The 24,104-nt window shown below is 73.5% G+C and carries 19 protein-coding genes; 12 read left to right on the forward strand and 7 right to left on the reverse strand.

Annotated elements, in window-relative coordinates:
- The 8 genes from AC230_RS06760 (at position 1) to AC230_RS06795 (ending at position 11,227) form a co-directional block, all read left to right on the forward strand.
- Positions 1-1,146, forward strand: coding sequence for an acyl-CoA dehydrogenase family protein (locus AC230_RS06760; protein WP_049715249.1), 1,146 nt, complete (start codon positions 1-3; stop codon positions 1,144-1,146).
- Complete coding sequence (locus AC230_RS06765) at positions 1,143-2,219, forward strand: enoyl-CoA hydratase/isomerase family protein (protein WP_049715136.1); 1,077 nt, start codon at positions 1,143-1,145, stop codon at positions 2,217-2,219. The genes AC230_RS06760 and AC230_RS06765 overlap by 4 nt, the downstream gene beginning before the upstream one ends.
- Positions 2,216-3,139 (forward strand): 3-hydroxyisobutyrate dehydrogenase, encoded by a 924-nt coding sequence (mmsB, locus tag AC230_RS06770; RefSeq protein WP_049715137.1) that lies wholly within the window; start codon positions 2,216-2,218, stop codon positions 3,137-3,139. The genes AC230_RS06765 and mmsB overlap by 4 nt, the downstream gene beginning before the upstream one ends.
- Entirely contained in the window at positions 3,136-3,915 is a 780-nt protein-coding gene (locus AC230_RS06775; RefSeq protein WP_049715138.1) for an enoyl-CoA hydratase, read from the forward strand. The genes mmsB and AC230_RS06775 overlap by 4 nt, the downstream gene beginning before the upstream one ends.
- Positions 3,916-4,265: 350 nt before the next feature.
- On the forward strand, positions 4,266-8,165 hold the full coding sequence (locus AC230_RS06780) for a type I polyketide synthase (RefSeq protein WP_049715139.1): 3,900 nt from the start codon (positions 4,266-4,268) through the stop codon (positions 8,163-8,165).
- A gap of 54 nt (positions 8,166-8,219) precedes the next feature.
- Positions 8,220-9,632 (forward strand): coproporphyrinogen-III oxidase family protein, encoded by a 1,413-nt coding sequence (locus tag AC230_RS06785; protein WP_206743342.1) that lies wholly within the window; start codon positions 8,220-8,222, stop codon positions 9,630-9,632.
- Positions 9,629-10,390, forward strand: coding sequence for an SDR family oxidoreductase (locus AC230_RS06790; protein ID WP_049715141.1), 762 nt, complete (start codon positions 9,629-9,631; stop codon positions 10,388-10,390). Before AC230_RS06785 ends, AC230_RS06790 begins: the two co-directional genes overlap by 4 nt.
- A 288-nt stretch (positions 10,391-10,678) precedes the next feature.
- Positions 10,679-11,227 (forward strand): DUF1707 SHOCT-like domain-containing protein, encoded by a 549-nt coding sequence (locus AC230_RS06795; RefSeq protein WP_078871034.1) that lies wholly within the window; start codon positions 10,679-10,681, stop codon positions 11,225-11,227.
- Here AC230_RS06795 and AC230_RS06800 read toward each other — a convergent pair.
- The 3 genes from AC230_RS06800 to AC230_RS06810 all read right to left on the reverse strand — a co-directional run bounded on the left by AC230_RS06800 (position 11,184) and on the right by AC230_RS06810 (position 14,255).
- Positions 11,184-12,023: a M15 family metallopeptidase gene (locus AC230_RS06800; protein WP_049715142.1), complete on the reverse strand. Its 840-nt coding sequence runs from the start codon at positions 12,021-12,023 to the stop codon at positions 11,184-11,186. The genes AC230_RS06795 and AC230_RS06800 overlap by 44 nt on opposite strands.
- A 99-nt stretch (positions 12,024-12,122) precedes the next feature.
- Positions 12,123-13,022: an SAM-dependent methyltransferase gene (locus tag AC230_RS06805; RefSeq protein WP_078871035.1), complete on the reverse strand. Its 900-nt coding sequence runs from the start codon at positions 13,020-13,022 to the stop codon at positions 12,123-12,125.
- A gap of 207 nt (positions 13,023-13,229) precedes the next feature.
- Positions 13,230-14,255, reverse strand: coding sequence for a DUF2599 domain-containing protein (locus AC230_RS06810; RefSeq protein ID WP_049715143.1), 1,026 nt, complete (start codon positions 14,253-14,255; stop codon positions 13,230-13,232).
- Positions 14,256-14,426: 171 nt separating this feature from the next.
- Here AC230_RS06810 and AC230_RS06815 point away from each other — a divergent pair, with 171 nt between their 5' ends.
- Positions 14,427-14,852, forward strand: coding sequence for a hypothetical protein (locus AC230_RS06815; protein ID WP_049715144.1), 426 nt, complete (start codon positions 14,427-14,429; stop codon positions 14,850-14,852).
- A 16-nt stretch (positions 14,853-14,868) separates the two neighbouring features.
- On the opposite strand, the gene AC230_RS06820 is transcribed toward AC230_RS06815, so the two are convergent.
- The gene (locus AC230_RS06820; protein WP_049715145.1) at positions 14,869-15,147 is read right to left on the reverse strand and encodes a hypothetical protein; all 279 of its coding nucleotides are present in this window, start codon (positions 15,145-15,147) and stop codon (positions 14,869-14,871) included.
- 158 nt (positions 15,148-15,305) lie between these two features.
- On the opposite strand from AC230_RS06820, the gene AC230_RS06825 reads away from it, so the two are divergent.
- Positions 15,306-16,496 carry a serine hydrolase domain-containing protein gene (locus tag AC230_RS06825; RefSeq protein ID WP_049715146.1) on the forward strand — a complete coding sequence of 397 codons (1,191 nt, stop codon included), beginning with the start codon at positions 15,306-15,308 and terminating at the stop codon, positions 16,494-16,496.
- Between the two features lie 30 nt (positions 16,497-16,526).
- Here the strand turns inward: AC230_RS06825 and AC230_RS06830 are convergent, their stop codons facing one another.
- Entirely contained in the window at positions 16,527-20,480 is a 3,954-nt protein-coding gene (locus AC230_RS06830) for a WD40 repeat domain-containing protein (RefSeq protein WP_049715147.1), read from the reverse strand.
- A gap of 307 nt (positions 20,481-20,787) precedes the next feature.
- On the opposite strand from AC230_RS06830, the gene AC230_RS06835 reads away from it, so the two are divergent.
- Positions 20,788-21,207 carry a hypothetical protein gene (locus AC230_RS06835; protein WP_157868524.1) on the forward strand — a complete coding sequence of 140 codons (420 nt, stop codon included), beginning with the start codon at positions 20,788-20,790 and terminating at the stop codon, positions 21,205-21,207.
- A 92-nt stretch (positions 21,208-21,299) separates the two neighbouring features.
- Here the strand turns inward: AC230_RS06835 and AC230_RS06840 are convergent, their stop codons facing one another.
- Together AC230_RS06840 and AC230_RS06845 are read right to left on the reverse strand one after the other, a co-directional pair.
- Positions 21,300-22,202: a serine hydrolase gene (locus AC230_RS06840; RefSeq protein ID WP_049715149.1), complete on the reverse strand. Its 903-nt coding sequence runs from the start codon at positions 22,200-22,202 to the stop codon at positions 21,300-21,302.
- Positions 22,199-23,086, reverse strand: coding sequence for a LysR family transcriptional regulator (locus AC230_RS06845; RefSeq protein WP_049715150.1), 888 nt, complete (start codon positions 23,084-23,086; stop codon positions 22,199-22,201). Before AC230_RS06845 ends, AC230_RS06840 begins: the two co-directional genes overlap by 4 nt.
- A gap of 84 nt (positions 23,087-23,170) precedes the next feature.
- On the opposite strand from AC230_RS06845, the gene bla reads away from it, so the two are divergent.
- A complete protein-coding gene (gene bla / locus AC230_RS06850; RefSeq protein WP_049715252.1) occupies positions 23,171-24,064 on the forward strand; it encodes a class A beta-lactamase in 894 nt (297 codons plus the stop codon).
- Positions 24,065-24,104 lie beyond the last annotated feature (40 nt).

A 24,104-nucleotide genomic window follows, 5' to 3' on the forward strand; every position in this document is an offset into this window, starting at 1 on the left:
ATGACCGATCTCCTCTCGGAGGAGCAGCTCGCCATCGCGGAGACCGCGCGGGACTTCGCCGCCGAGCACCTCGCGCCCCACGCCGTGGAGTGGGACCGCGACAAGCACTTCCCCACGGACGTCCTGCGCAAGGGCGCGGCCCTCGGCCTCGGCGGCGTCTACGTGCGCGAGGAGCACGGCGGTTCGGGCCTGACCCGCTCGGACGGCGTGCTCGTCTTCGAGGAACTGGCCACCGGCTGCCCGTCGATCGCCGGTTACTTCTCCATCCACAACATGGTCGCCTGGATGATCGACCGCTACGGCGACGACGCCCAGCGCGCCCGCTGGCTGCCGGGCCTGTGCGCGATGGACGACCTCGGCAGCTACTGCCTGACCGAGCCCGGGGCCGGGTCGGACGCCTCCGCCCTCGGCACCCGCGCCGAGCGCGACGGCGACCACTACGTCCTGACCGGCGTCAAGCAGTTCATCTCCGGTGCCGGCGCCTCCCGGGTCTACATCGTCATGGCCCGCACCGGCGAGCCCGGGCCGCGCGGGGTGAGCGCCTTCGTCGTCGAACGGGACGACGCGGGGCTGTCGTTCGGCCCCAACGAGCGGAAGATGGGCTGGAACGCCCAGCCGACCCGGCAGGTGATCCTCGACGGCGTCCGGATCCCCGCGGACCGGCGGCTCGGCGCCGAGGGCGACGGCTTCCGCATCGCCATGCACGGCCTCAACGGCGGCCGGCTGGGCATCGCCGCCTGTTCCCTGGGCGGCGGCCGCAGCGCGCTGGCCCGCAGCCTGGCCTACCTCGCCGACCGCGAGGCCTTCGGCGCCCCGCTGCTCGACGCGCAGGCGCTGCGCTTCCGGCTGGCGGACATGGAGACCGAGCTGACCGCCGCGCGGGCCCTGGTCCACCAGGCCGCGCGGGCCCTGGACGAGGGGCTCGACCAGGCCGCCCAGTGGTGCGCGATGGCCAAGCGGTTCGCCACCGACACCGGCTACCGGGTCGCCGACCAGGCCCTCCAGTTGCACGGCGGGTACGGCTACCTCACCGAGTACGGCATCGAGAAGATCGTCCGAGACCTCCGGGTGCACCGGATCCTGGAAGGAACCAACGAGATCATGCGCCTCATCGTGGCCCGCGGGCTGACGGGGGCCGGCCGATGACGGCGGCCGGCGACGACGACGTCCTCCTGCGCACCGAGGGACGCGCGGGCTACATCACGCTCAACCGTCCCAAGGCCCTCAACTCCCTGACCCACGCGATGGTCCGCGTCATCGACGAGGCGCTGGCCCGCTGGGAGAAGGACCCCGCCGTCGAGACCGTGGTGATCTCCGGGGCCGGCGAGCGCGGCCTGTGCGCGGGCGGCGACATCCGGGCCATCCACGAGGACGCCCGCACCGGCGGCACCGCGTCGGCGGACTTCTGGCGCGACGAGTACCGGCTCAACGCCGCCATCGCCCAGTACCCCAAGCCCTATGTCGCGCTGATGGACGGCATCGTCATGGGCGGCGGCGTCGGCGTCTCGGCCCACGGCGGCGTCCGCGTCGTCACCGAGCGCTCCCGGGTGGCCATGCCGGAGACCGGCATCGGCTTCGTGCCCGACGTCGGCGGCACCCACCTCCTGGCCCGGGCCCCGGGCGAGCTGGGCACCCATCTCGCCCTCACCGGCACCCCGGTGGGCGCGGCGGACGCCCTGCTGTGCGGGCTCGCCGACCACTTCGTCCCCTCCGGCCGGCTGCCGCGGCTGGCCGGGGAGCTGGCACACGACCCGGTCGACGCCGTCCTCGCCCGCCACACGGAGACGGCACCGCCGGGCGTGCTCGACGGGCAGCGGGAGTGGATCGACCACTGCTACGCGGCCGGTACGGTCGAGGAGATCGTGGCCCGGCTGGAGTCCCGTGAGGAGCCGGCCGCGCGGGAGGCCGCCGCGACGCTGCTGACGAAGTCGCCCACCGCCCTCAAGGTCACCCTGACGGCGCTGCGGCGGGCCCGTGAACTCGGCTCCCTGGAGCGGGTGCTGGAGCAGGAGTACCGGGTCTCGTGCGCGGCCCTGTCCAGCCCCGACCTCGTCGAGGGCATCCGCGCCCAGGTCGTCGACAAGGACCGCGACCCCACGTGGTCCCCGGCGCGGCTGGCCGACGTCACCGAGGAGGACGTGGCCCGCTTCTTCACCCCCGTCCCCGGGCGCGAGCTGCGTCCGGGACGCCTCGACTCCCCCCAGGAGGTGACCCGGTGAGCGAGGTCGTCGCGTTCATAGGACTGGGCCGCATGGGCGGCCCCATGGCCGGGCGGCTGGCGGCGGCCGGGCACCGGGTCGTCGGGTACGACGTGGTGCCCGGGCTGCTCGCCGCCGCCGAGGGGCGGGGCGTCGAGGCCGCCCCCTCGGCGGTCGCGGCCGTCACCGAGGCGGACGTGGTCGTCACCATGCTGCCGACGGGCCGGCACGTCCTCGGCCTCTACCGGGACGAGGGGCTGCTCGCCGCGGCCCGGCCCGGCACGCTCTTCCTCGACTGCTCCACCATCGACGTCGCCGACGCCCGCGCGGCCCACGAGGCCGTCCGGGCCGCCGGCCACCGGGCGCTGGACGCCCCGGTGTCCGGCGGGGTGGTGGGCGCCGAGGCGGGCACGCTGACGTTCATGGCGGGCGGCGGCGCGGAGGAGTTCGCGCGGGCCGAGCCGCTGCTGGCGGCGATGGGCGCGCGGTCCGTGCACTGCGGGGACGCGGGCGCCGGCCAGGCCGCCAAGATCTGCAACAACATGATCCTGGGCATCTCGATGATCGCCGTCAGCGAGGCGTTCGTCCTGGGCGAGAGCCTGGGACTGAGCCACCAGGCCCTCTTCGACGTGGCCTCCACCTCCTCCGGCCAGTGCTGGGCGCTGACCACCAACTGCCCCGTGCCCGGCCCGGTCCCGGCCAGCCCGGCCAACCACGACTACCGGCCGGGCTTCTCGGCCCCGCTGATGGCCAAGGACCTGCGCCTGGCGGCGGAGGCGGCCCGCGCGAACGGGGTCGCCGCCGAACTGGGGCTGCGCGCCGCCGAGTTGTACGCCGCGTTCGCCGGGGGCGAGGGAGCGGAACAGGACTTCTCCGGCATCGTGCGCGCCGTCCGGCAGGGCCCGGCACCGACCTCCGACCAGAACGGAACCACCGCATGACCGACGCGTACGAGACGATCCTCGTCGAGCGCAAGGGCCGCACCGCGCTGCTGACCCTCAACCGGCCCAAGGCCCTCAACGCGCTCAACCTCCAGCTCATGAACGAGGTCGTCGCGGCGGCCGAGGCGCTCGACCGCGACCCGGAGGTGGGCTGCGTCGTCATCACCGGCTCGGCCAAGGCGTTCGCCGCCGGGGCCGACATCAAGGAGATGCGGCCGCGGAGTTACATGGACATGTACCTGGAGGACTGGTTCGCCGCGTGGGACCGGCTGGGCCGCGTCCGCACGCCCACCGTCGCGGCGGTCGCCGGCTACGCGCTGGGCGGCGGCTGCGAACTGGCCATGCTCTGCGACATCCTGATCGCCGCCGACACGGCCGTCTTCGGCCAGCCCGAGATCAAGCTCGGCGTCATCCCCGGCATCGGCGGCTCGCAGCGCCTGACCCGCGCCGTCGGCAAGGCCAAGGCCATGGAGCTGTGCCTGACCGGCCGCACCATGGACGCCGCCGAGGCCGAACGCGCCGGTCTGGTGTCGCGGATCGTCCCGGCCGACGACCTCCTCGCCGAGGCCCTGGCCGTCGCCGACACCGTGGCCGGCATGTCCGCGCCGGTGGCGATGATGGCCAAGGAGGCCGTGAACCGGTCCTTCGAGACGACCCTCGCCGAGGGCGTCCACTTCGAACGCCGCCTGTTCCACGCGGTGTTCGCGACGGCGGACCAGAAGGAGGGCATGTCCGCCTTCGTGGACAAGCGCCCGCCGGAGTTCACCCACCGCTGACGCCCCGACGGGCGGCCGGATCCCCGCGCCCGGCCGCCCGTACGCGTGTTCCGTCCCGGAACATGACGCGGGCACCCGCCCCCGCCCCATGCCGTCGCATCCTTCCGCGGAACGTCTTCTCCGGCCCCCTGATGCGCTGTTGACCCCCTGTCGGCCGTCCGCCTAGCCTTGCCAGGGTGCGCCGAAATGAGATTCGGCCAACGCCTCTGCGCGGAGCCGTGGTTCGACGGGGTCCGAGACCCCGGCGCTGAACGCGCGCGACACGCTCCGCGACTGGTGGCTGTCCCAGGCCGCGGCCCGTCCCGGGCCGTCATGACAGCACCCTCCCCCGCCGCCGAAGGAGAATCGGCATGGATGCTGAGCCCATCGCCCTGGTAGGGATCGGATGCACGCTCCCCGGAAAGGTGCACGGGCTGGACGACATACACACCGTCCTACGCGAAGGGCGCGACTGCATCGAGGAGATCCCGCCCAGCCGGTGGGACGTGGACGCGTTCTACGACCCCGATCCCCTGGCGCCCGGCAAGACCTACGTCCGCCACGGCGGATTCGTCGACGACGTCGACCGCTTCGACGCGGCGTTCTTCGGCATCTCGGACGTCGAGGCCACCCGCATGGACCCCCAGCAGCGCCTGCTCCTCCAGACGGTCTGGCACGCCCTGGAACACGCCGGGCAGGACCCCCGGGAGCTCGCCGGCACCGCCACCGGCGTCTTCCTGGCGATGATGAACAGCAACGGCTACTTCATCGTCAAGCACGACGCCGTGGGCCTCGACGGCATCACCGCCTACGACGCGATGAGCGACGCGGCCAGCATCAGCGCCGGCCGCATCGCCCACTTCCTCGACGTGACCGGCCCGTGCGTGACGGTCGACACCGCCTGTTCGGGATCGCTGGTCGCCCTGCACCTGGCCCGGCAGTCCCTGCTCACCGGCGAGTGCGACGCGGCCGTCGTCGCCGGCGTCAACCTCATCCTCAACCCCCAAGTGCACATCGCCTTCTGCAAGTTGGGGCTCTTCTCACCCAGCGGGCAGTGCCGGTCCTTCGACGCGGGGGCGGACGGCTACGTCCGCAGCGAGGGCTGTGTGGCCGCGCTGCTGCGCCGCCAGTCGCTCGCCGAGGAGCGCGGCGACCCCATCCTGGCCACCGTGGTCGGCACCGGCATCAACCACGACGGGCACACCCCGGCGCTCACCGCGCCCAACGGCCGCACCCAGGAACAGATCATCCGCTCCGTGCTCACCCGCAGCGGCGTCGACCCCGCCCAGGTCGGCTACGTCGAGGCGCACGGCACCGGCACGCCCGTCGGCGACCCGATTGAGATGGGGGCCATCGCCGGCTCGTACGGCCGGCACCGCGCCGGGGACCGCCCGCTGTACGTCGGCTCGGCGAAGAGCAACTTCGGCCACACCGAGGCCGCTTCGGGGCTCCTCGGCGTCGTCAAGGCCGCACTCTCCCTGCAGCGCGAGACGATCTACCCCAGCGTCCACCTCGACCGCCTCAACCCCAAGATCGACCTCGCCGGAGCCGCGGTGGAGGTCCCCACCGGGCCCGTGCCCTGGCCGCGCGGCGACGTGCCGCGCCTGGCCGCCGTCAACTCCTTCGGCTACAGCGGCACCAACGCCCACGCGATCCTGCGCGAGGCACCGCTGCCGCGCCCCGCCGGGGAGGCCGGGCAGCGTCCGGCCGAACTCCTCGTCCTCTCCGCCAAGTCGTCCGGCAGCCTGGACGACCTGGCCGGCCGCTGGGCCGACCACCTGTCGCGCACCGACCGGGAGACCCTGCCGGCCGCCGTGTTCACGGCCGCCGCCGGACGCGCCGCGCACCGCCACCGCCTCGCCGTGACCGGCCGGAACGGCATCGAGATCGCCAACGACCTCCGGCTGTGGCGCAGCCGGCGGACACCGCCGTCGGTCTCCTCCGGCCGCCCCGCGAAGTCCGCCGGAACGGCCTTCGTCTTCACCGGCCAGGGCGTCCAGCACCCCGGCATGGCCCGCGAACTCTACAGCCACGAACCGGAGTTCGCGGCGGCCCTCGACCGCTGCGCCGACGTCCTGGACGGCGAGCTCCCCGTCCCGCTGCGGCGGCTGCTCTTCGAGGAGGAGGCGCCGGACGCGCTGGACGACACGCGGCTGGCCCAGCCGGCGCTGTTCGCCGTCGAGTACGCCCTCGCGGCCCTGCTGCGCTCCTGGGGCGTGGTGCCGAAGGCCGTGGTCGGGCACAGCGTCGGCGAGGTCGTCGCCGCGTGCGTCGCCGGCATGCTCCCGCTGGAGGACGCGGCCCGCTTCGCCGCCGTGCGCGGCCGTCTCATGGGCGAACTGCCGCGCGACGGCTTCATGCTGGCGGTCGACGCGCCGTGGGAGACCGTGCGGGGCTGGGTGGCGGGGCGCGAGGACGACGTGTCGGTCGCCGCGGTCAACAGCCCGCGCGCCGTCGTCGTCTCCGGCCGGGCCGGGGCCGTGGACGAGGTGGCGCGGATGGCCGGGGAGCAGGGCCGCCGGACGGCGCGGCTGCGCACGTCGCACGCCTTCCACTCGCCGCTGATGGACCCGGTCCTGCCCGAACTGGCCAAGGCCGCCGCCGGGTTGCGTCCCGGCGCCCCCGCGGTGCCGGTGTTCTCCAACGTCACCGGCGAGGCGCTGACCGGTGCGGAGGGGCCCGAGTACTGGAGCCGGCACGCCCGCCGGACCGTCCGGTTCCACGACGGGCTGCGCGCGGCGGCCGGGCTGGGCTGCGAGGTGGTCGTCGAGATCGGCCCGCACCCCGCCCTGGCGGCGTACGTCCCCGAGGCGTTCGGCGGCCCGGACGGCGTGACGGTGGTCCCCACGCTGCGGCGCGACGGGCGGGACGTCCGCAGTCTGCTGGCCGCCGCGGGCGCCCTGTTCACGGCGGGGGCCGCCGTCGACCTGTCCGCGCTGTACCGGGGGCCGCGTTACCGGCGTACCCCGTCGGCCCCGCAGTACCCCTTCCGCCGGGACCGCTACTGGGTGGAGCCCGCGCCGGACAGGCGCCGCGACGGCGCGGCGCCGGCGGCCGCGGCCGTGCCCCGGCCGGCCCCCGTCCGTACCGTCCGCCGGCACGAGCTGCAGCCGGGCACGCCGTGGGCCGACCACCGCATCCTCGGCTCGACGGTCTTCCCGGCCACCGGATACCTTCAACTGGCCCTGGACGCCTGCGCGTCGGCCGCCCGGTACGGGTCCGCGCCCGTCGAGCTGACCGACGTCGACTTCGTCCGGCCGCTCCTCCTGCCGCCCGCCCGGCCGACGGAGGTCCGGGTGGAGCTGGCGGAGGACGGGCCCGGGCGCTTCCGGTTCGCCGTGGCCGGGGGCGACGGGGACGACGCGCCCCGGTACTGCCGCGGCAAGGCCGGGCCGGCCCCGGAGCGCGCCGGCCGGCCGTCCGTCCGGCCCGAGGAGTTGCGGGCCGCGCTGCCCACGACGCTCTCCCCCGGCAAGCTCTACGGCCTGCTGCGGGAGGACGGCCTGGAGTACGGCGCGAGCTTCTCCACCGTCCGCGAGCTGTGGGCCGACGAGGCGGGCGGCGAGGCGCTCGGCCGGATCACCGCCGCCCCCGACGGCGCGGCGCGGGCCGGGCACCCGCACCGGTTCGCCACCATGCTCGACGGCTGTCTGCACCTGACCTCGGCGGCGGCGCGCGACGCCGCGTCCCGGGGCGCGTACGTCCCGGTCGGCGTCGGCCGCGCGGTGCTGCGCGGTCCGCTCCCCGACCAGGTGTGGGGCCACGTCCGGCTGCGCCTGGGCGCCGACGGGGCCGCGTTCACCGCACACGTGGACGTCCTGGACGACGCCGGGCGGGCCGTCGCGGAGCTGGACGAGGTCGAGTTCCGGCGCGTCGCGTCGCTGACGGGCACCTCGGCCGTCCCGGCCGCGCCGGCCGGCGACCGCCCCCGGGAGAGCGGGGCGTCGCGGCGGGAGCTGCGGGAGCGCGTCGAGCCGCTGGCGGCCGGGGAGCGGCGGCGGGCGGTCATCGACTGGCTGACCGACGAGATCGTCGACACGCTCGGGCGGATGTCGGCCGAGCTGGACGTCGACATCCGCTCCCTGGACCCGTCCCTGGCGCTGCTGGAGATCGGCCTGGACTCGCTGAGCATCACCGAACTCCAGCGCCGCATCCAGGAGAAGCTCGACTTCCGCTTCAAGGCGATGGAGGCCCTGGAGTACCAGAGCATCGAGGAGCTGGCGGACTACCTCCTCCACCAGGTGATCCTCGCGGACCCGGCCGGTTCCTGAGCCCGTCGCCCACCCACCCGGCAGATCCCACCCAGAGGGGAAGTGCCAGCGACCGTGTTGAGCCCCGACTACGTCAACAGCTATCTCGACAGCCACCTGGCCGAACGCCAGGTCAACAAGATCCAGCACGGCTTCCCGTCCCCGCGGTTCTGGAACGAGACGTCCGTGCCGCTGGAGGAGATCGGCGAGGACCGCCGCCGGCTGCGCGCCGCCGGCGACCAGTCGCACGTCTTCCTCTACATCGGCGTCCCGTACTGCATCCAGACCAGCCCCGGAAAGTGCGGCTACTGCCTGTTCCCCGTCGAGGAGTTCCAGGGCAACGCGGCCCTGGAGAACTACTACGGCTACGTGGAACGCGAGGCCGAGATGTACCGGGAGCAGATGGAGGGCACCGTCCTGTCCGGCGCCTACTTCGGCGGCGGCACGTCCAATCTCTACAAGGCCCCCGTGTACCACCGGATCATGGACATGGTCCGCGGCCTCTTCCCGGAGATCGCGAAGGACGCGGACCTCACGCTGGAGGGCATCCCCCAGCTCTTCTCCCGGGAGAAGATGCAGGCGATCCGCGACTCCGGGATGAACCGGATCAGCATGGGCGTCCAGCAGATCAACGAGCGCCTCAACAGCTTCAGCGGGCGCAAGCAGACCACCAAGCATGTGATCCAGAGCCTGGAGTGGGCCCGTGAACTGGGCCTGGCCGCCAACGTCGACCTCATCTTCGGCTGGCCCCAGCAGACGGTGGACACGATGCTGGAGGACCTGGAGACGCTCGTCTCGTGGGACGTGTACGACATCACCCACTACGAGCTGAACGTCGGCGGCCCGACCGACTTCGCGCTCAACCGCTACCACGAGCTGCCCAGCACCCTGGCCAACCTGGAGATGTACCGGGCGGGCCGGGACTTCCTGCTCGACCACGGCTACGAGCAGCTCTCCACGTACAACTTCCGCCGTCCCGGCGACCCCGCGTCCCGGGACTTCCGCGAGGGCTACCTCCCGCGCTTCGAGCACATGGACACGCTCGGGCTGGGCTACGCGGCGATCACCTTCTTCGGCAACCCGGCGCTGCCGCCCGGCCGTTCGTGGTCGTTCATCAACCAGCGCAGCCTGCCGCAGTACAAGGCGGCGATCGACGCCGGCCGCTTCCCCGTCGAGCGGGGCTTCCGGCACACGCCCGAGGACTGGCTGCTGATGGTCCTCTTCCGCAGCCTCATCAGCACCCGGATCGACCGGGTCCAGTACCGTGCCGCGTTCGGTCTCGACATCCACGAGAAGTTCGCGACCGTCTGGGACGTGCTGGCCGAGCGCGGCTACGCCGAGATCACGCCGGAGCACATCCGGCTGGTGGGCGACGGCGCGTTCTACGCCCCGATGATCTCCGCCCTGATCGCCGAGGAGCGCTACCGCGAGCTGCGCGAGGAGGCCGCGCGGCGCAAGAAGGAGTCCGCCGCCCGGAGCGCCCGGTGACGGACGCGTTCCCCCTCGACGGCCGGGGCGTCGTCGTCACCGGCGGCTCCCGGGGCATCGGCGCCGCGGTGGTACGGCTGGCGCTGGAGCAGGGCGCGGACGTCGTCTTCGGCTACCACAGCGGAGAGGAACGCGCCCGCGCCCTGGCCGAGGAGCTGAGCGCCGCCCACCCGGGGCGGCGCTGCACCCCGCTCCGCGTCGACGTCGCCGACGCGGCGGACGCCGGACGCTTCGCCGCCACGGCCCTGGACCGCCTGGACCGGTTCGACGCCCTCGTCAACAACGCCGGCGTCACCCGCGACACGCTGTTCGCCCGCATGGCTCCGCGGCAGTGGCACGAGGTCATCGGCACCAACCTCGACAGCATGTACACCGTCACCAAGCCGCTGTTGATGCCGCTGGTCAAACAGCGCAGCGGCGCCGTCGTCAACATCGCCTCCTCCTCCGGCCTGCACGGCATTCCCGGCCAGACGGCGTACTCCGCCGCCAAGGCCGGCGTCGTCGGCTTCACCAAGGCCCTGGCCAAGGAGGTCGGCTCCCGGGGCGTGACCGTCAACGCGGTCGCCCCCGGCCTCATCGAGACCGACATGACGGCCGCGATCCCCGAGGACAAGGCGGACTTCCTCAAGTCCCTCATCCCCGGCCACGCCTTCGGCACCCCGGAGGACGTGGCACATCTGGTCTGCTTCCTGGCGTCGGAGCGGGCGCGTTACATCACGGGGCAGGCGATCGAGATCGCGGGGGGTCTGGTGGTGTAGGGGGTGTGCGGGGCGGGTGCCCCCCGGCCGGGGGTGCCGGGCGGGGGGCGGCGGCCGCACCTCGCCCCGGCTCCGTCCGGCGAACCGGTCCGGTTCGTGACCCAGTTCGTGGCGCTGTTGTCCGTGGCGACGACTGTCAGCGACGAGTACCGCGCGCTCCGCCTCACCTCCGGACGTCGCCGTTTCGGCCGCGTGGATGCGCCGAGTCGGCCTGCCGCCCCACCGGATATCCTGCTCGCCACGGGACCGGGTGCGTCCGCACCACCGGCACGGCAGTGAGGTGACACAGTGCCCCCCTTATCGGACGGCTCGCCGTCGCTGATCGGCGAGGACGACCGCGACACGGCCGTGCGGCGCCTGCAGGACGCTTACGCCGAAGGGCTCATCCCGCACGAGGAGTTGGACGCGCGCCTCCACCAGGCGCTCCTCGCGCGATCGCGCGAGGAGCTCCTGTCGGCCCTGGCCGCGCTCCCGGAGGAGCAGCCGGCCGTGGCCGCCACGTCGACGATCGAAGCCGCCGGCGGACGGATCCGGCGACGCGGCGCATGGCGGGTGCCCCGCGTCCTCAAGGTCGAGTCGGCCTACGGAAGGGTGCGCCTGAACCTGTCCCGCGCGATCATCGAGCATCCGGTCGTCGATCTCGAACTCCGCCTCGGAACCGGCGGGGCGAGGATCACGGTGCCCCGCGACGCGGTCGTCGACGTCAAGGGTCTGCGCACCCAGTGGAAGGACCTGCGCTACAGGACCCCAGGGCGTTCCCGCCCCGGCGGCCCGGAGATCCGGATCTCCGGGGTCATGGGGTTCGGGCGATTGACGATCCGCCACTCCCGGCGCTGATTACCGCACTGCGGCTCAAGGACCGCCGGGAGACCGGGAAGTCGAAGTACGTGCCGGGGAACGTCTCGGGCCGGTAGGTGAAGTGCCACCACTCCTCCGGGAGGTTCCGGAAGCCCGCCTTCTCCAGGCCGTCCTTGAGCAGCAGCCGGTTGCCGCGCTGTTCACCGGTGACACGCGGGTCGAGGGTGTGGGACAGGGTGTCGAAGCAGTCGAAGCCCGTGCCCATGTCGAGGGAGTTGTCCGGGAAGCGGTCGCGCTGCGGGGCGTAGCAGGGTTTCAGCGGCTCGCCGGGGATGTAGGGGCGGGTGGGCAGGGCGGGCAGCCGCACCAGGGTGAGGTCGACCGTGCTGCCCCGGCTGTGGCCGGACCTGGCAGCGATGTAGCCGTCGTCGAAGAGCCTGGTCTTGTCGACGCGGGGGTAGAACTCGGCCTTCATCCGCTGGTCGCGGAGGTCCTCGGCCCAGCGCACGAAGTGGTCGACGGCGCGCTGTGGCCGGTAGCAGTCGTACACCTTGAGGGTGTAGCCGCGGCCGAGGAAGGAGCGCTGGGCCCGGCGCAGGGCGTTCGCGGCGTCGCGGGTCAGGATGCACAGCGGTTGGCGGTAGCCGTCGACGCGGCCGCCGGTGAAGTTGTGCCGGGTGGGGTAGCGCATTTCCTGGCGGATGGTGGGGTCGACGTCGCGCAGGGCGACGAACTCCGGTGGCGCCTTGGGCTCCGTGCCGGCCCGCGCGGTCGCCGGCACGGTCAGCAGGACGGCCGCCACGCCGGTGACCAGGCCGCGGAGGATTCTTCGCATCGGATCCGGCCTCCTTCTCCTTCCGGGGACCGGCCCGGTCCCCGCAGGCGGCATCGTGGCCGGGGCCCGCCGGTGCTGTCCAGTGCCGGACCGGGCCGGTCAGGGGGCGGGCGTCGGTGTCCCGCCCGCCCCGCCCGCCCCGGCCGCCTCGCCCGCCCCGGCCGCCTCGTCCGCCCCGGCCGGGCGCCGGGCGTGGAAGATCCCCCAGCGCAGCCGGCCGCGCCGGGAGGCGTCCACCCACAGCGGCAGGTTCGTGAGGAGCTGCCGCAGGTAGTCCTGGCTGATGACCTCGCCGAGCCCGGCCCGGCGGGCCTCGGTCTCCTCGGTCAGCCGGACGTAGTGGTGCACCAGCTGCTCGCTGTGGTCGTCGAAGGCGACCTCCGCCATTCCGAGCCCGGCGAGCTCCTCCCGGTAGAAGGAGGGCGTGGCCAGGGCGTCCACCCCGAGCCGGGCGACGACCGGGCGGAGCTCCTCGGCGGGCGCGTCCTCGGCGGCCATGACGTCGGTGAAGGCCAGGGCCCCGCCCGGTGTGAGCACGCGTGCCGCCTCGGCCAGCGCCCGGGGGCGGTCGCCGCTGTGGCACAGGGCCTCCAGCGAGCACACCGCGTCGAACTCCCCGTCGGCGTACGGCACGTCGTGGAACGAGCCGGTGACGACCTCCACGAGCCCGTCCAGCCCGCGCTCCGCGTTGATCCGGCGGTGGCGTTCGTTCTGCCGCTCGCTGAGGTTGAGCGCGACGACCCGGCAGCCGAACCGCCGTGCCAGGTAGCGGGCGGTGCCGCCGTATCCGGAGCCGAGGTCCAGCACCCGTGTGCCCGGCCCCGGCTCCAGCCGTGCGGCCAGCCGTTCGACGGTCCGTCGCGAGGCGTCGGCCACCGGTTCTCCCGGCCGTTCGTAGATGCCGGTGTGGATGTCCTCCCCTCCCCAGACTTCTTCGTAGAAGGCGTCCACGTCCGCGGAGGCGTAATAGCTCCGCGTGGCGTCCTCACTCGTGGGCACGTTCCTCACCTCTCCCGTGGTCCCCCAGCGACTCACCCGCCCACTTTGTCTGTTCTGCACCGGAGGAACCAGGGGTGATCCGGCCAGGGTCAGCGGTGCGCGGAGGAAGATCCTTCCCGGCGAGCGGCGGCGTGAACCGTGCCCGGTCGGCCCAGACCCCTCAACCGGCCTGCCCGGGAAGGAGGGTGAGGAACCGATGTACCGGCGCTACCAGTTGCAGCCGGTTTTGAGCATCTTGTCGGTGTCCATGCCGATGTCGGCGCGCCAGACTTCGAGGTCCCACGTCGGGCCGCCGAAGTGGCCTCCCGAACCGTTGGGGAAGGAGTACTTCGCGTGGCAGTAGAGCTGTTGGTAGACCGAATTCAGCTCGGTCTGCGTGTAGTTCGGGAACGTGTGGGTGTTGGCCCACACCTGTTTCCAGAGGTTCTCCATGTCATCGACGGCAGTGGTGCGCGTGGGGTTCAGGCTTGCGAACGCGTCGTCGGTCGGGGTGACGTGGACGGAACGCAGGTTGCGGTCGGACAGGTTGATGTACACCTCGGTCTTTTTCACCCACTTCGAGTCGGTGATGCCGCCGTAGCCGAGACACTGGCTGTGGCAGGTCTCGTAGGCGTCGGCCCGGCCGGGGCTGTACAGGAGGTACTTGCTCTTCTCGAAGCCCTGCTTGACGCCCGCGTTGCTGTCGAGGACGCCCCCGATCTTGCCGCTGTCGGTCTCGTCCGTCGTCGGGTAGCCGTACCTGCCCCTCTCGTAGCCGTTCTGACCCCAGTACCAGCCGATGAGGCCGCGTACCGGGTGTGCTCCGGTGGCGGGGCTCCAGTAGATCGTCGCCTGCTGGAACTGCTGGCGCACCCCCTTGCCGTCCGGGTTCTTGAGCTCGTCGGTGAGCGGGTATCCGATGCTGCCGCCCTCCCAGCCGTACTCGCCCCACTTCTGTCCGATGAGGCCCCAGACGGCGTGCGCTCCGGTGGCGGGGCTCCAGTAGATCGATCCGCCCGAGAAGACCTGGCGCCGGCCGACACCGTCCGGAAGGGCGAGTTCGTCGGTGATGGGGCAGCCGAGGGCCTGCTGTACACCGGGTGTCTGGGTGTACTCCGTCCAGATGGCTCCGTCGACCGAGTGGCCTCCGCTGCAGAAGACCTCGGCGGACGCCGGAGCGGCTTGGAGGCCCAGCAGCAGAAGCAGGCCCGCCGCGAGCAGGGTGAGGAGCCGTGCAGCTCTTGGTCTGGTCATGACAGCAGTATTCATGGGTACGGACGCACGGGCTGCGGGAGAAAGAGCCAGAGCATCCGGGCCGGGGGTGACCGAAAAGCCCAGCGGGCGCGTGACCATGACGTTTGTCATCCCGAGTCGATGGCGGAGGGCACTGACGGTCCATCGGTTCGCGGCCGTACCGTGAGGGACATGGAGATCACGAAGGACACCGCCCCCCGCACCCGCCGCACCGAGTGGAGCCTCTCGCTCCTCGGCGGGCTCAAGCACGAGGGGTCCTTCACCGCCCGGGAGCGGACGGTGCACGTGGCCGCGGTGGGCGGCGCCAAGCTCGACCACACTGACGCCGAGCTGCCCGCCGGCCCGACCCACCTCGTCAAGGCGGCCCTGGTCGGCGGCGCGGAGCTCTCCTACCCCGAAGGCGCCTCCGCCGAGATCGACGCCTTCTCCGTCCTCGGCGGCGTCGACCTGACCGTCCCGGCCGGCACCGCGGTCGAGGTCAGCGGCTTCTCCCTCCTCGGCGGCCGCAGCAAGGACATCGACGGCGAGCCCGGCGGGGCCGTGGTCACGGTCCGCTCCTACTCCCTCGTCGGCGGCGTCACGATACGCCGGGCCTGACCGGCCGCCCGGCCCGTCAGCCCTCGTCCTCCATGACGGCGACGCAGCTCTCGCAGATCCGGTCGGCGTACTCCGGGGGGTACCAGGAGGATCCCTGACGTTCCGCCGGCCGCCAGGGTGCCTTCTCCATGGCGAAGGTGTCCTTTCCGCAGAACGTCCGCGGGCCCGGGGACGAGGCGTTCCCCGGGGCTCCGGGGGCCACGTGGACCCGGTGGACGCGGAGCCCGGCGGCGTCGGACCCCCTGCCGGACGCGGTCGCCGACCGGTCGAACTCGTACACGACGATGGTCTCCATGGGCCCGACCGTAGCCCGCCGCGCGGCGGCGCGCCCGCGGGAGCCGGACCCGATGCGTCGTCAGGGACCGTCCCCGACCCGGTGTCAGGGGCGGGTCGGGGGCGGGTGCGGGCCGTTCCCGGATGGCCGGGCGGGTCCGCGCCCGAATCATGATCCCCATGAATTCCCTCGTCCTCTCCCGCCGGGCCCTCATGGGTGCCGCGCTGACCGCCGCCCTGCTCGCGGGCGCCACCGCCCCCGCCGCGTTCGCGGCCGTTCCCCCGACGACGGCCACGGCGCCGGCGTCCGCCGTCCCGCCGCTCGACCCCGCGGCCCTGCGCGCGGCGATCTCCGACCTGGACCACCCACAGGCGACCGGCGCCCAGCTGAGGGTCGGCGGCACGGCGGGCCGCTGGTACGGCACGGCCGGTGTGGCCGACCGGCGCACGGGCGCGCCGATCCGGCCGGACGACGCCTTCCGGGCGGGCAGCATCACCAAGGTGTTCGTGGCGACGGTCGTGCTGCAACTGTCGGACGAGGGCCGGGTGGACCTGGACCGGCCGGCGCAGGACTACCTGCCGGAGCTGCGGGCCAAGGGGTACCCGCCGATCACGGTGGCGCAGCTGCTCGATCACACGAGCGGGCTGCCGGACGCGAAGGGTCCGGGGAAGACCACCCCGGAGCAGATCCTCGGCCACCGCTACGACCGGTGGACGCCGAGGACGATCCTGGCCGCGCTGCCCGACCGCACGATGAAGTTCGCGCCGGGCACCGCGCAGGAGTACCGGGGCATCAACTACGTCCTGGCCTCCCTGCTGATCGAGAAGGTGACGGGCAGGCCGTACGCCGAGGCGATCGGCGAGCGCGTCCTTCGTCCGCTGGGCCTGCGCCACACCTCGTTCCCCGGTGACGACCCCCGGATCCACGGCCCGCACGTCCACGGCTACCTGGCGATGTCGGACGGCACGCTGCGGGACGCCACGGTCTACAACCAGTCCGAGGCGTGGGGAGAGGGCGAAGTCATCTCCACGACGGGGGATTTGGAGCGCTTCATCACGGCGCTGTTCACCCCGGGCAGGCTGCTGCCGAAGGCGACGCTGGACAAGATGTTCGCCCTGCCGGGCGGTGATGTGCGCATGGTGGACGGCTCCCCGGCCTGTTACGGCATGGGGCTCAAGTCGATCACGGTGAACGGCGTGACGCTGTGGGGCAAGACGGGTGAGCGGTACGGCTACAACTCGGCGGTCGCCGCGACCCGCGACCTCCGGCGCACGGTCGTCTACTCGTGGACGCCCACGCACCGGGATGCCACCCAGGGGCAGATGATCGCGCGCATCGCGGACGCGGTCACCAAGCCGCCCGCCCGCTGAACAACGGCCGGGGCGAAAGTATCGGGTGGGTCACCTCTTCCTCGGTGTCCGGGCCCGGACCGCGAGGCCGACGCGGCGGAAGGCGTCGTCGGGGTCGAGATCCCAAAACCTGACGGTGCAGTCGTCGCCGGAGCTCATCAGCGTCTTCCCGTCCGGGCCGAAGGCAAGCGACTCCACCTTGTCGGTGTGCCCGGTGAGGGTCAGCGTCGGTTGCCCGGTGCCGGCGTCCCACAACTGGATGGTGTGGTTGTCGTCGGCGGCGGCGAGGGTCCGCCCGTCAGGGCTGAAGGCCAGCGCTTCGAGACCGGTGAGGGAGCGGCGGCGCAGTCCGGTGGCCAGGGGCGTGAGCGCGACCGGCCGGCCGGGCACAGCCCGGACCTGCCATACCGCGATGCTCTCGTCCTTGAGGGTGGCGGCCAGCCGGGTGCCGTCCGGGCTCAGGGCCAGGACGAGCCCGACGCCCACTCCCGTCGGGAAGGGGGAGTCGGCCAGCAGTCGCCCGGCCGCATCGAGCAGTTCGAGTCTGTCCCCGTGCGGCCGGGCGAAGAAACGGCCCCGGGGATCGGCGGCCAGTGCCCTGGATTCGAGGCGGTTCAACCGGTGCAGCGGGCGCCTGGTGCGCACGTCCCAGATCCTCGTCACTCCGGGATCATCCGTGCTGAGCACCTCGTCCGCGCCGAGGAAGGCGATCGAGCGGCCCCACTCATGGTCCTTGTCCTCGACCCCGACCGGCAGCTGCCACAGGCCGCCGGTGCGGACATCCAGCAGCCACACCAGGGGGGAGTCGGTGACGATGCCGACCGTCCGGCCGTCCGGTGAGAACGCCACCCGCCACACCCGGCCGTCCGGCAGCGGCAGTCGGCACTGCTGGAGCAGGCGCAGATACCGGCCGTCGCGCGCGTCCGGCCGCCGGCGCCAGACCCGCACCATGCCGTTGTCGTCCCCGGTGGCCAGCAGCGTGCCGTCCGGGCTCAAGGCCAGACCGCGGACCTTCGCCGCCGGCGAGAAGATCCGCTCTGCCCCGGCCATGTCCCACAACACCGCGTTGCCGTCCATGCCGGCGCTGGCCAGCCACCGCCCGCCCGGGCCGAACGCGCCCCCCATGGCGCGATCGGTGTGGCCGGTCAGCTTCTCGGCCATCGCTCCCGTCTTCACGTCCCACAGCTGGACGCTGTGGTCGTAGGAGGCGGTGGCCACCAGTGTCCCGTCGCGGCCGAAGGCGGCGTCGAACACCACATCACTCGCGGTCAGGGTGTGCACGGCCCGCCCGGTCGGGACGTCCCACAGCACAGCGGTGTGATCGTCGCTGGTGGACACCAGCATCCGCGAGTCCGGGCTGAAGGCGATGTGGATGACGGAGGCCTTGTGCACGCGGCGCAGCAGACGCGGCTCGGCGCTGCCGTTCCGCCGCCACAGCCGGATGTCCCGGTCGCGGGCGCACGCGGCCAGTGTGGTCGCGTCCGGGCTGAAGGCGACGCCGAGGACCGGGCTGTGCAGTTGCAGGGGCTGGGTCCGGAACCTGCCCGAGACCGTGTCCCACTGCCGCACCGCACCGTCGTTGCCGGCGGCGGCGAGCGTCGCGCCGTCAGGGCTGAAGGCCAGTGCGTTCACGGCGTCCGCCTGCTCGGTGACGGCCCGGATCCAGCGCGGCGCCCTCGGGTCGGTCACATCCCATTCGTCGATGCGCCGGCTGGTGGAGACCGCGAGCAGGTGACCGCGCGGGGCGAAGGCGACCGGCCCCGGCGCGCCCTGCGCGATGCCGCCGAAGGCTTCACGGGCGTAGGCGGGGTGGGGCGGGGCGGGCGGAGCACCGCCGGTGCCGGGAGCCAGGGTTGCCAGTCTCCGTCGCCGGTCCGGCTGGAACAGGCTCACCCGACCGTTGAGTCCGGCGGTGGCGAGCACTCCGGATTCCGGGTCGAAGGCCAGGGTCCACTGGCCCTGCTGTCCGGCCGGCATCGCCCCGGCGAACTGCGAGCCGGTCGCGGACGCCAGCGCGGCGACGGCGCCCGGGGCCGAGCGGTCCTGTGCGTACGCGGACGTGACGAGGGGAAGGCCCAGCCCTGGCTGCCGGTCGGCGGAGACGTTCTCGTACTGCGCCATCAAGGCGGCCGCGTTCGCCTGGCGGGACGCGTGGTCCTCCCGCCGGTACAGGACGAGGGCGATCCCGCCGGCGATCAGGAGCAGGGCGAGCAGCACCGCCTGCCCGGCCACCAGCACCCGCAGCCGTCGCCGCCCGCGCTGTTCGGTCCGCCGCGCGGCCTCCTCCGCCGTCGTGGAGGCGGTGAGGAACTCGGCCGCCAGCGGGCTGAGTCCGAACCGCTCACCGTCGGCATCGGCCCAGGAACGGGCCGGGGCCAGCCGGGTGCCCCGGTAGAGCAGGGCCGGATCGCGCCGCTCGGCCGCCCAACCCGCGGCGTCCTGCTCCACCCGTTGGTGTGTCACCAGGCCGGAGCGGTCCTGTTCGATCCACTCGCGCAGCCGTGGCCAGGCGCCCAGCAGGGCTTCGTGGGTGAGTTCGACGGTGTCCGCGGTCAGGGTGAGCAGCCGGGCGGCGGCGAAGCCGTCGAGCAGCCGTTGCACGCAGACGCTGTCGGGCAGCGCGGCGAGCAGCTCGGCCCGGGCGGCCCGCCGCCGGGTGTCCTGGCCGTCCGGCCCGACCCTCACGAGCCGGAGCAGCACGTGCCGGGCGATGTCGTGCTCGCTCGGGTGGACGCCGGCCCAGGCACGCTCCGCGGCCTGGGCGACGGAACCGTGCAGGCCACCGGTGAGCCGGTAGCCGCGCAGGGTGAGGCGGTGGCCGGTGCGCTGCTGCCAGGTGGACAGCAGCACATGGGAGAGCAGCGGCAGTGCGCCCGGCTCGGGCCGGTCGCCGCTCTCCCAGTTCCGCAGCCCGAGGTCCCTGAGCAGCACATCGAGCAGCCCTTCCTCCAGCTCCAGGCCCGCCGCCTCGGCCGGCTTGCGGATGGCGCGGGCGAGCTGCGGCGGCGTCATCTGCGCGAGGGCCAGCTGATGCCTGCGCAGAGGGTCGAGGAGGTCCGGATGGTCGAGACAGTCCTGGTAGAAGTCGGCCCGCAGGCCGAGGACGGCGAGCATGCCCGGCCCGCCCCGTGCGGGGGCGGTGGCGGCGCGCAGGGCGCCGAGAAACAGGTCCCGCTGCCGGCGGTCGGCGACCGACGTGAAGACCTCTTCGAACTGGTCGACGACCACCGCGAGCCGGCGCCCTTCCGGCAACCGCCGGAGGAGCGTCTCGCGGAACGCCCGCGGCCCGCACCCGGCAGCCTCCCTGAGGTCGGCCGGCTCGCATCCGAGGGCCCCGGCCAGCGCATCGGCGAGCGCGTCGAGAGGATCACCGGTCGGCGTGAACACGGCCACCGGCCAGGTGTCCGAGCCGGGCAGTGCGCCGTCGGCGAGTGCGGGAAGCAGGCCGGCGCGCAGCAGCGAGGACTTCCCGGCCCCGGAGGCGCCGAGGAGGATCAGCAGACCGTGCCCGCCCAGGCAGCGGGCGAGTTCGCCGACCAGCGCCGCCGTGTCCTGTTCCCGGCCGAAGAACCACCGGGCGTCGTCCGCCTGGTAGGCGGCGAGCCCTCGGTACGGGCACGGGGCCTTGGCGGCGGTCTGCGCCTCACCCGCCGCCTGCGCGCCGGCGGGTGAGCCGGCCGCCTGCTGCCACCGCGCACGCCAGTCGGCCATGTCGTACAGGCCCGGTACGACCGGCCGGGAACGGGCCCGGCGGGCTTCTCCGATCAGCACGGCCAGTACGGCCGCCAGCGGCTCGAACCGGGCCGGCACCGCTCGTCCGCCGCGCCAGTCGCTGATCCGCTGGGCGGGAACCCGGACCGGGCGGCCGTCGGCACCGGCCGGGCGGCCGCGCGCGACCGCGGCGGACACACTCCGCAGCAGTGGTCCGCCCGCCTCCCGGTACAGCAGGTCGAAGCGCTCGGCGAAAGCCCGGCGCGGTCCGGGAATCCCCTGCCCGTCGGTCACGGGCCCAGTGTCCCGGTACGCGGTCGCCCTTCGGTCCCTCACCCGGGCCGCACCGCGGGCCCGCCGCGTCCTGACCTCCTGCTGCCGCGCGGGGCGGGGGCGGGGAGATCACCCGAACGAGGTCCCGCTCCGGACCGGCACCGGTCCGGACAACCGCCAACCCCGCCCTGACGTGCGGCTTCTCCTGACGGCCCGGCTCACCGGCTGGGCCGGCGGTGATGCCTGCGCCAGCGTGTGGGCCGGGCCGGATCCACCGGCCGCACCACCGCATCCGCGCACGCGGCAACCACACACCCTGGAGGAGAACATGTCCGTTCCACGAGTTCCACGAGCGATCAGCGGCATCACGACGAGCGCGTTGCTCGCCGTCGGCCTCGCCGCCTTGGGCACCACCGCCCAAGCGTCCCACCCGGCCGCCGAGACCCGGCCGGCGGCGGCCTCGCGAACCTGCAACCGACTCGACGACGGCAGGCTGTGCCTCACCGTCGACGGATCGACCGTCGACCTGAACTACGACAAGACCGCGGGCGGGCACATCACCGCCCGCTTCAAGTACACCTTCCGCGGCCAGGATCACCTGGACGAGGGAGCCTTCACCCTGTACGCGGGCCGATGGGCGTCCTACCAGTGGAAGGGGCAGCGCCTGGGGTGCGGAGACATCATCGGCCAGCTCGTCGTGGAAGGAGAACGGACCTACTCGACGCCCCCGATCAATCCCTGCCGGTGAACACCGTCCCCTCCTGCCGGGTCTCGCTGTTCCCGGCAGGAGGGGACGGCCCGGATCCCCGGCGCGGACCGGTGGCCACGGCGTGCCCCCGCTCAGCGGGCCCGCAGTTCGTCGTGGAGGGCGCGGGCCACGTGGGCCATCACGGCCTCCGCCGTGGGCTGGACGCGGGCCGGGACCGTGGATTCCGTCAACGCCGCGACGGCGTAGCGGGAGCCGTCGTCGTGTTCGACGACGCCGATCTCGTGGCGCAGGTTGAGCAGGGTGCCGGTCTTGGAGGACCAGTGGGTGGCGTCCGAGTCGAACTCGGGGGCGAGCCGGTGCCGCAGGACGTTCTGGCCCATGAGGGCGCGCACCCGGGCCGCGACCGCGGGCGGGATCCGGGTGGGCGTCCACAGGGCCTGGAGGAGGTCGGCGCAGGCCCGGGCCGTGCCCGAGTTGGCGCGCGTGACGTCGAGTTGGGGGACGGGGTGCCCGTGGCCGGCGGTCCGGGAGCCGATCGCCAGGGACTGGGCGAGGTGGACGTCGCGCGGCGCGAACCGCTCGGCCGGGGTCCGGGAGAGCTCGTCCATCGGGTGGCGGACGGCGATGCCGGTCACCCCGGCGTTCACCACGGTGTCATGGACCTCGGCGGGCGTCACGAGGCCGAACAGGGCGTCCGCGGCGGTGTTGTCGCTGACCGCGGTGCTGAGGTAGAGCAGGTCCTCGACGGCGATCCGGGCCGGGTGGCGGAACCGGCTCAGCCCCGTCGGGCCCGGGGACGTGCCGGGGCCGGGCACCACGTCGATCACGGCGGCCGCGTCGATCCGTCCGTCCTCGATGCGTTCGCTCACGGCCATGGCGAGCGGCACCTTGACCACCGAGGCGAGGGGCAGCTCGACGTCCGGACCGATGCCGAGTTCGTCACCTGTGGCCAGGTCGCGGACGAGGAACGAGCCGGACAGCCCGGCCTCCTTGAGCATGGTCCGCAGTTCCCGGACCATCCGTTGCGCGCTCACGACCGCCCCTGCCCGCCGGCCGGTACGCCCAGGCAGCGGGCGAACGGCTCGCGGAGCCCTTCGCCGACGCGCTGCGCGTCGGTGCCGCCGACGGCGCGCAGCTGGTAGCCGCGTACGACGGGAGTGCCCGCCAAGGGGCGCCAGAAGAGCCCGAGTTCGTCCGCCTGTGCGGAGGAGCAGAGCAGCAGGGCGCCGGTGCGGAGCGTCTCGGAGACCGCAGCCGTGAGGGAGGGGGCGACCGTGATCTGCGCGGGCAGGAGGGCGGCGCGGTGGCCCAGCTGCTCCAGGCGGTCCCGGATGTGCGGCAGGTCGTCCTCCGGCTGGATCCGTATCCGTGGGAACGCGCGCCGCCGCGGCCGGGGGCGCAGTGTGCCGATGTGCAGCGGCCGCGCGTCCGTGGTGACCGCGGAGGCCACACCGAGGGGCACGGTCCAGGTGGCCTCGTGCGGGGCGACGGCGATGAGCGCCAGGCGCACCTCGTGGGAGGTGAGCAGCTCCTTGCGCGTGGCGGGCCCCGCGGGGCGGAAACCGAGGACCATGCCCATCTCGTGGGCGGCCGCGTCGAGTTCGGCCAGCCGCCGGACGGAGCAGATCTCGGGGACCGCGCAGGCCACCGGCCGCAGCCTGGCCCGCTCGGCGTCGCACTCCATCGCGTCCGCCAGCTCGACCAGCCGCTTCGCGGACGGGAGCAGCTCCCGGCCGAAGGGGGTCAGCGCGGCACGGCGGCCGGACCGGTCGAACAGGGGGCTGCCCAGGTGTCTTTCGAGCGCGGCGATCCGCCGGCTCGCCACCGGTTGCGGCATCCCCGCCGCTTCGGCGCCCTGGGTGAAGCTCCCCCGCTCCCCCACCTTCACAAACGCGCGGCACGCTCCCACCAGGTCCATGATCCGGATGCTATGCGGAAAGCGCATGAAAGGCATCGGTCCTGTCTTTGCGTGCATGAGACCGTCAGCGGCAGGCTGACCGGCATGACCACCACCACGTCCCGTATGGTCCTGTTCGTCGCGCCGTTGACCGCGGCCCTGTTGGTGTCCGGCTGTACCGGCCGGGGCTCCGGCACCGGGGCGGAGCCCTCCGCCCCGGCCCCGGCGGCCGCTCCCTTCAGGCAGCTCGAGCAACGCTTCGGCGCCCGGGTGGGGTTGTACGCGCTGGACACCGGCACCGGCCGGGAGGTGACCTACCGGGCCGACGAACGCTTCGCGCACTGCTCGACGTTCAAGGCCCTCGCCGCCGGCGCCCTGCTGCACCACGCCTCCGACGCCGAGCTGGACCAGGTGGTGACCTACCGCCCCGAGGACCTGCAGAAGTGGGCGCCCATCGCCAGGAAGCACGTGGCCACGGGCATGAAGCTGCGCGAGGTGGCCGCCGCGGCCGCGGAGTACAGCGACAACACGGCGGCCAATCTGCTGCTCGACCACCTCGGCGGCCCCGCGGGCCTGCAGAAGGAGCTGCGCGGCATCGGCGACTCGACCATCAGTACCGACCGCACCGAGCCCGGCCTCAGCGACGCCGTCCCCGGCGACACCCGGGACACCAGCACACCCCGCTCCATCGCCACCGATCTGCGCCGCTACGTCCTCGGCAGCGTTCTCTCCGACGGCCGGCGGCAGTTGCTCACGGACTGGCTGGTGCACAACACGACCGGCGACCGCTACATCCGCGCCGGCGTCCCGGCCGGCTGGAAGGTCGGGGACCGGACCGGCAACGGCGGCTACGGCACCCGCAACGACATCGCCGTCGCCTGGCCGCCCGGCCGGAGCCCCGTCGTCATCGCCGTCCTCTCCGACCGCGGCGAGGCCGGCGCCCGTTCCGACGACGCGCTGATCGCCGAGGTCACGAAAGCGGCTGTGCAGGCACTCTGACAGACCATCAGGTATTCCTTGGGAGACACCGTGTGCACCG

The sequence above is a fragment of the Streptomyces caatingaensis genome, from assembly GCF_001187435.1.
Classification (GTDB): domain Bacteria; phylum Actinomycetota; class Actinomycetes; order Streptomycetales; family Streptomycetaceae; genus Streptomyces; species Streptomyces caatingaensis.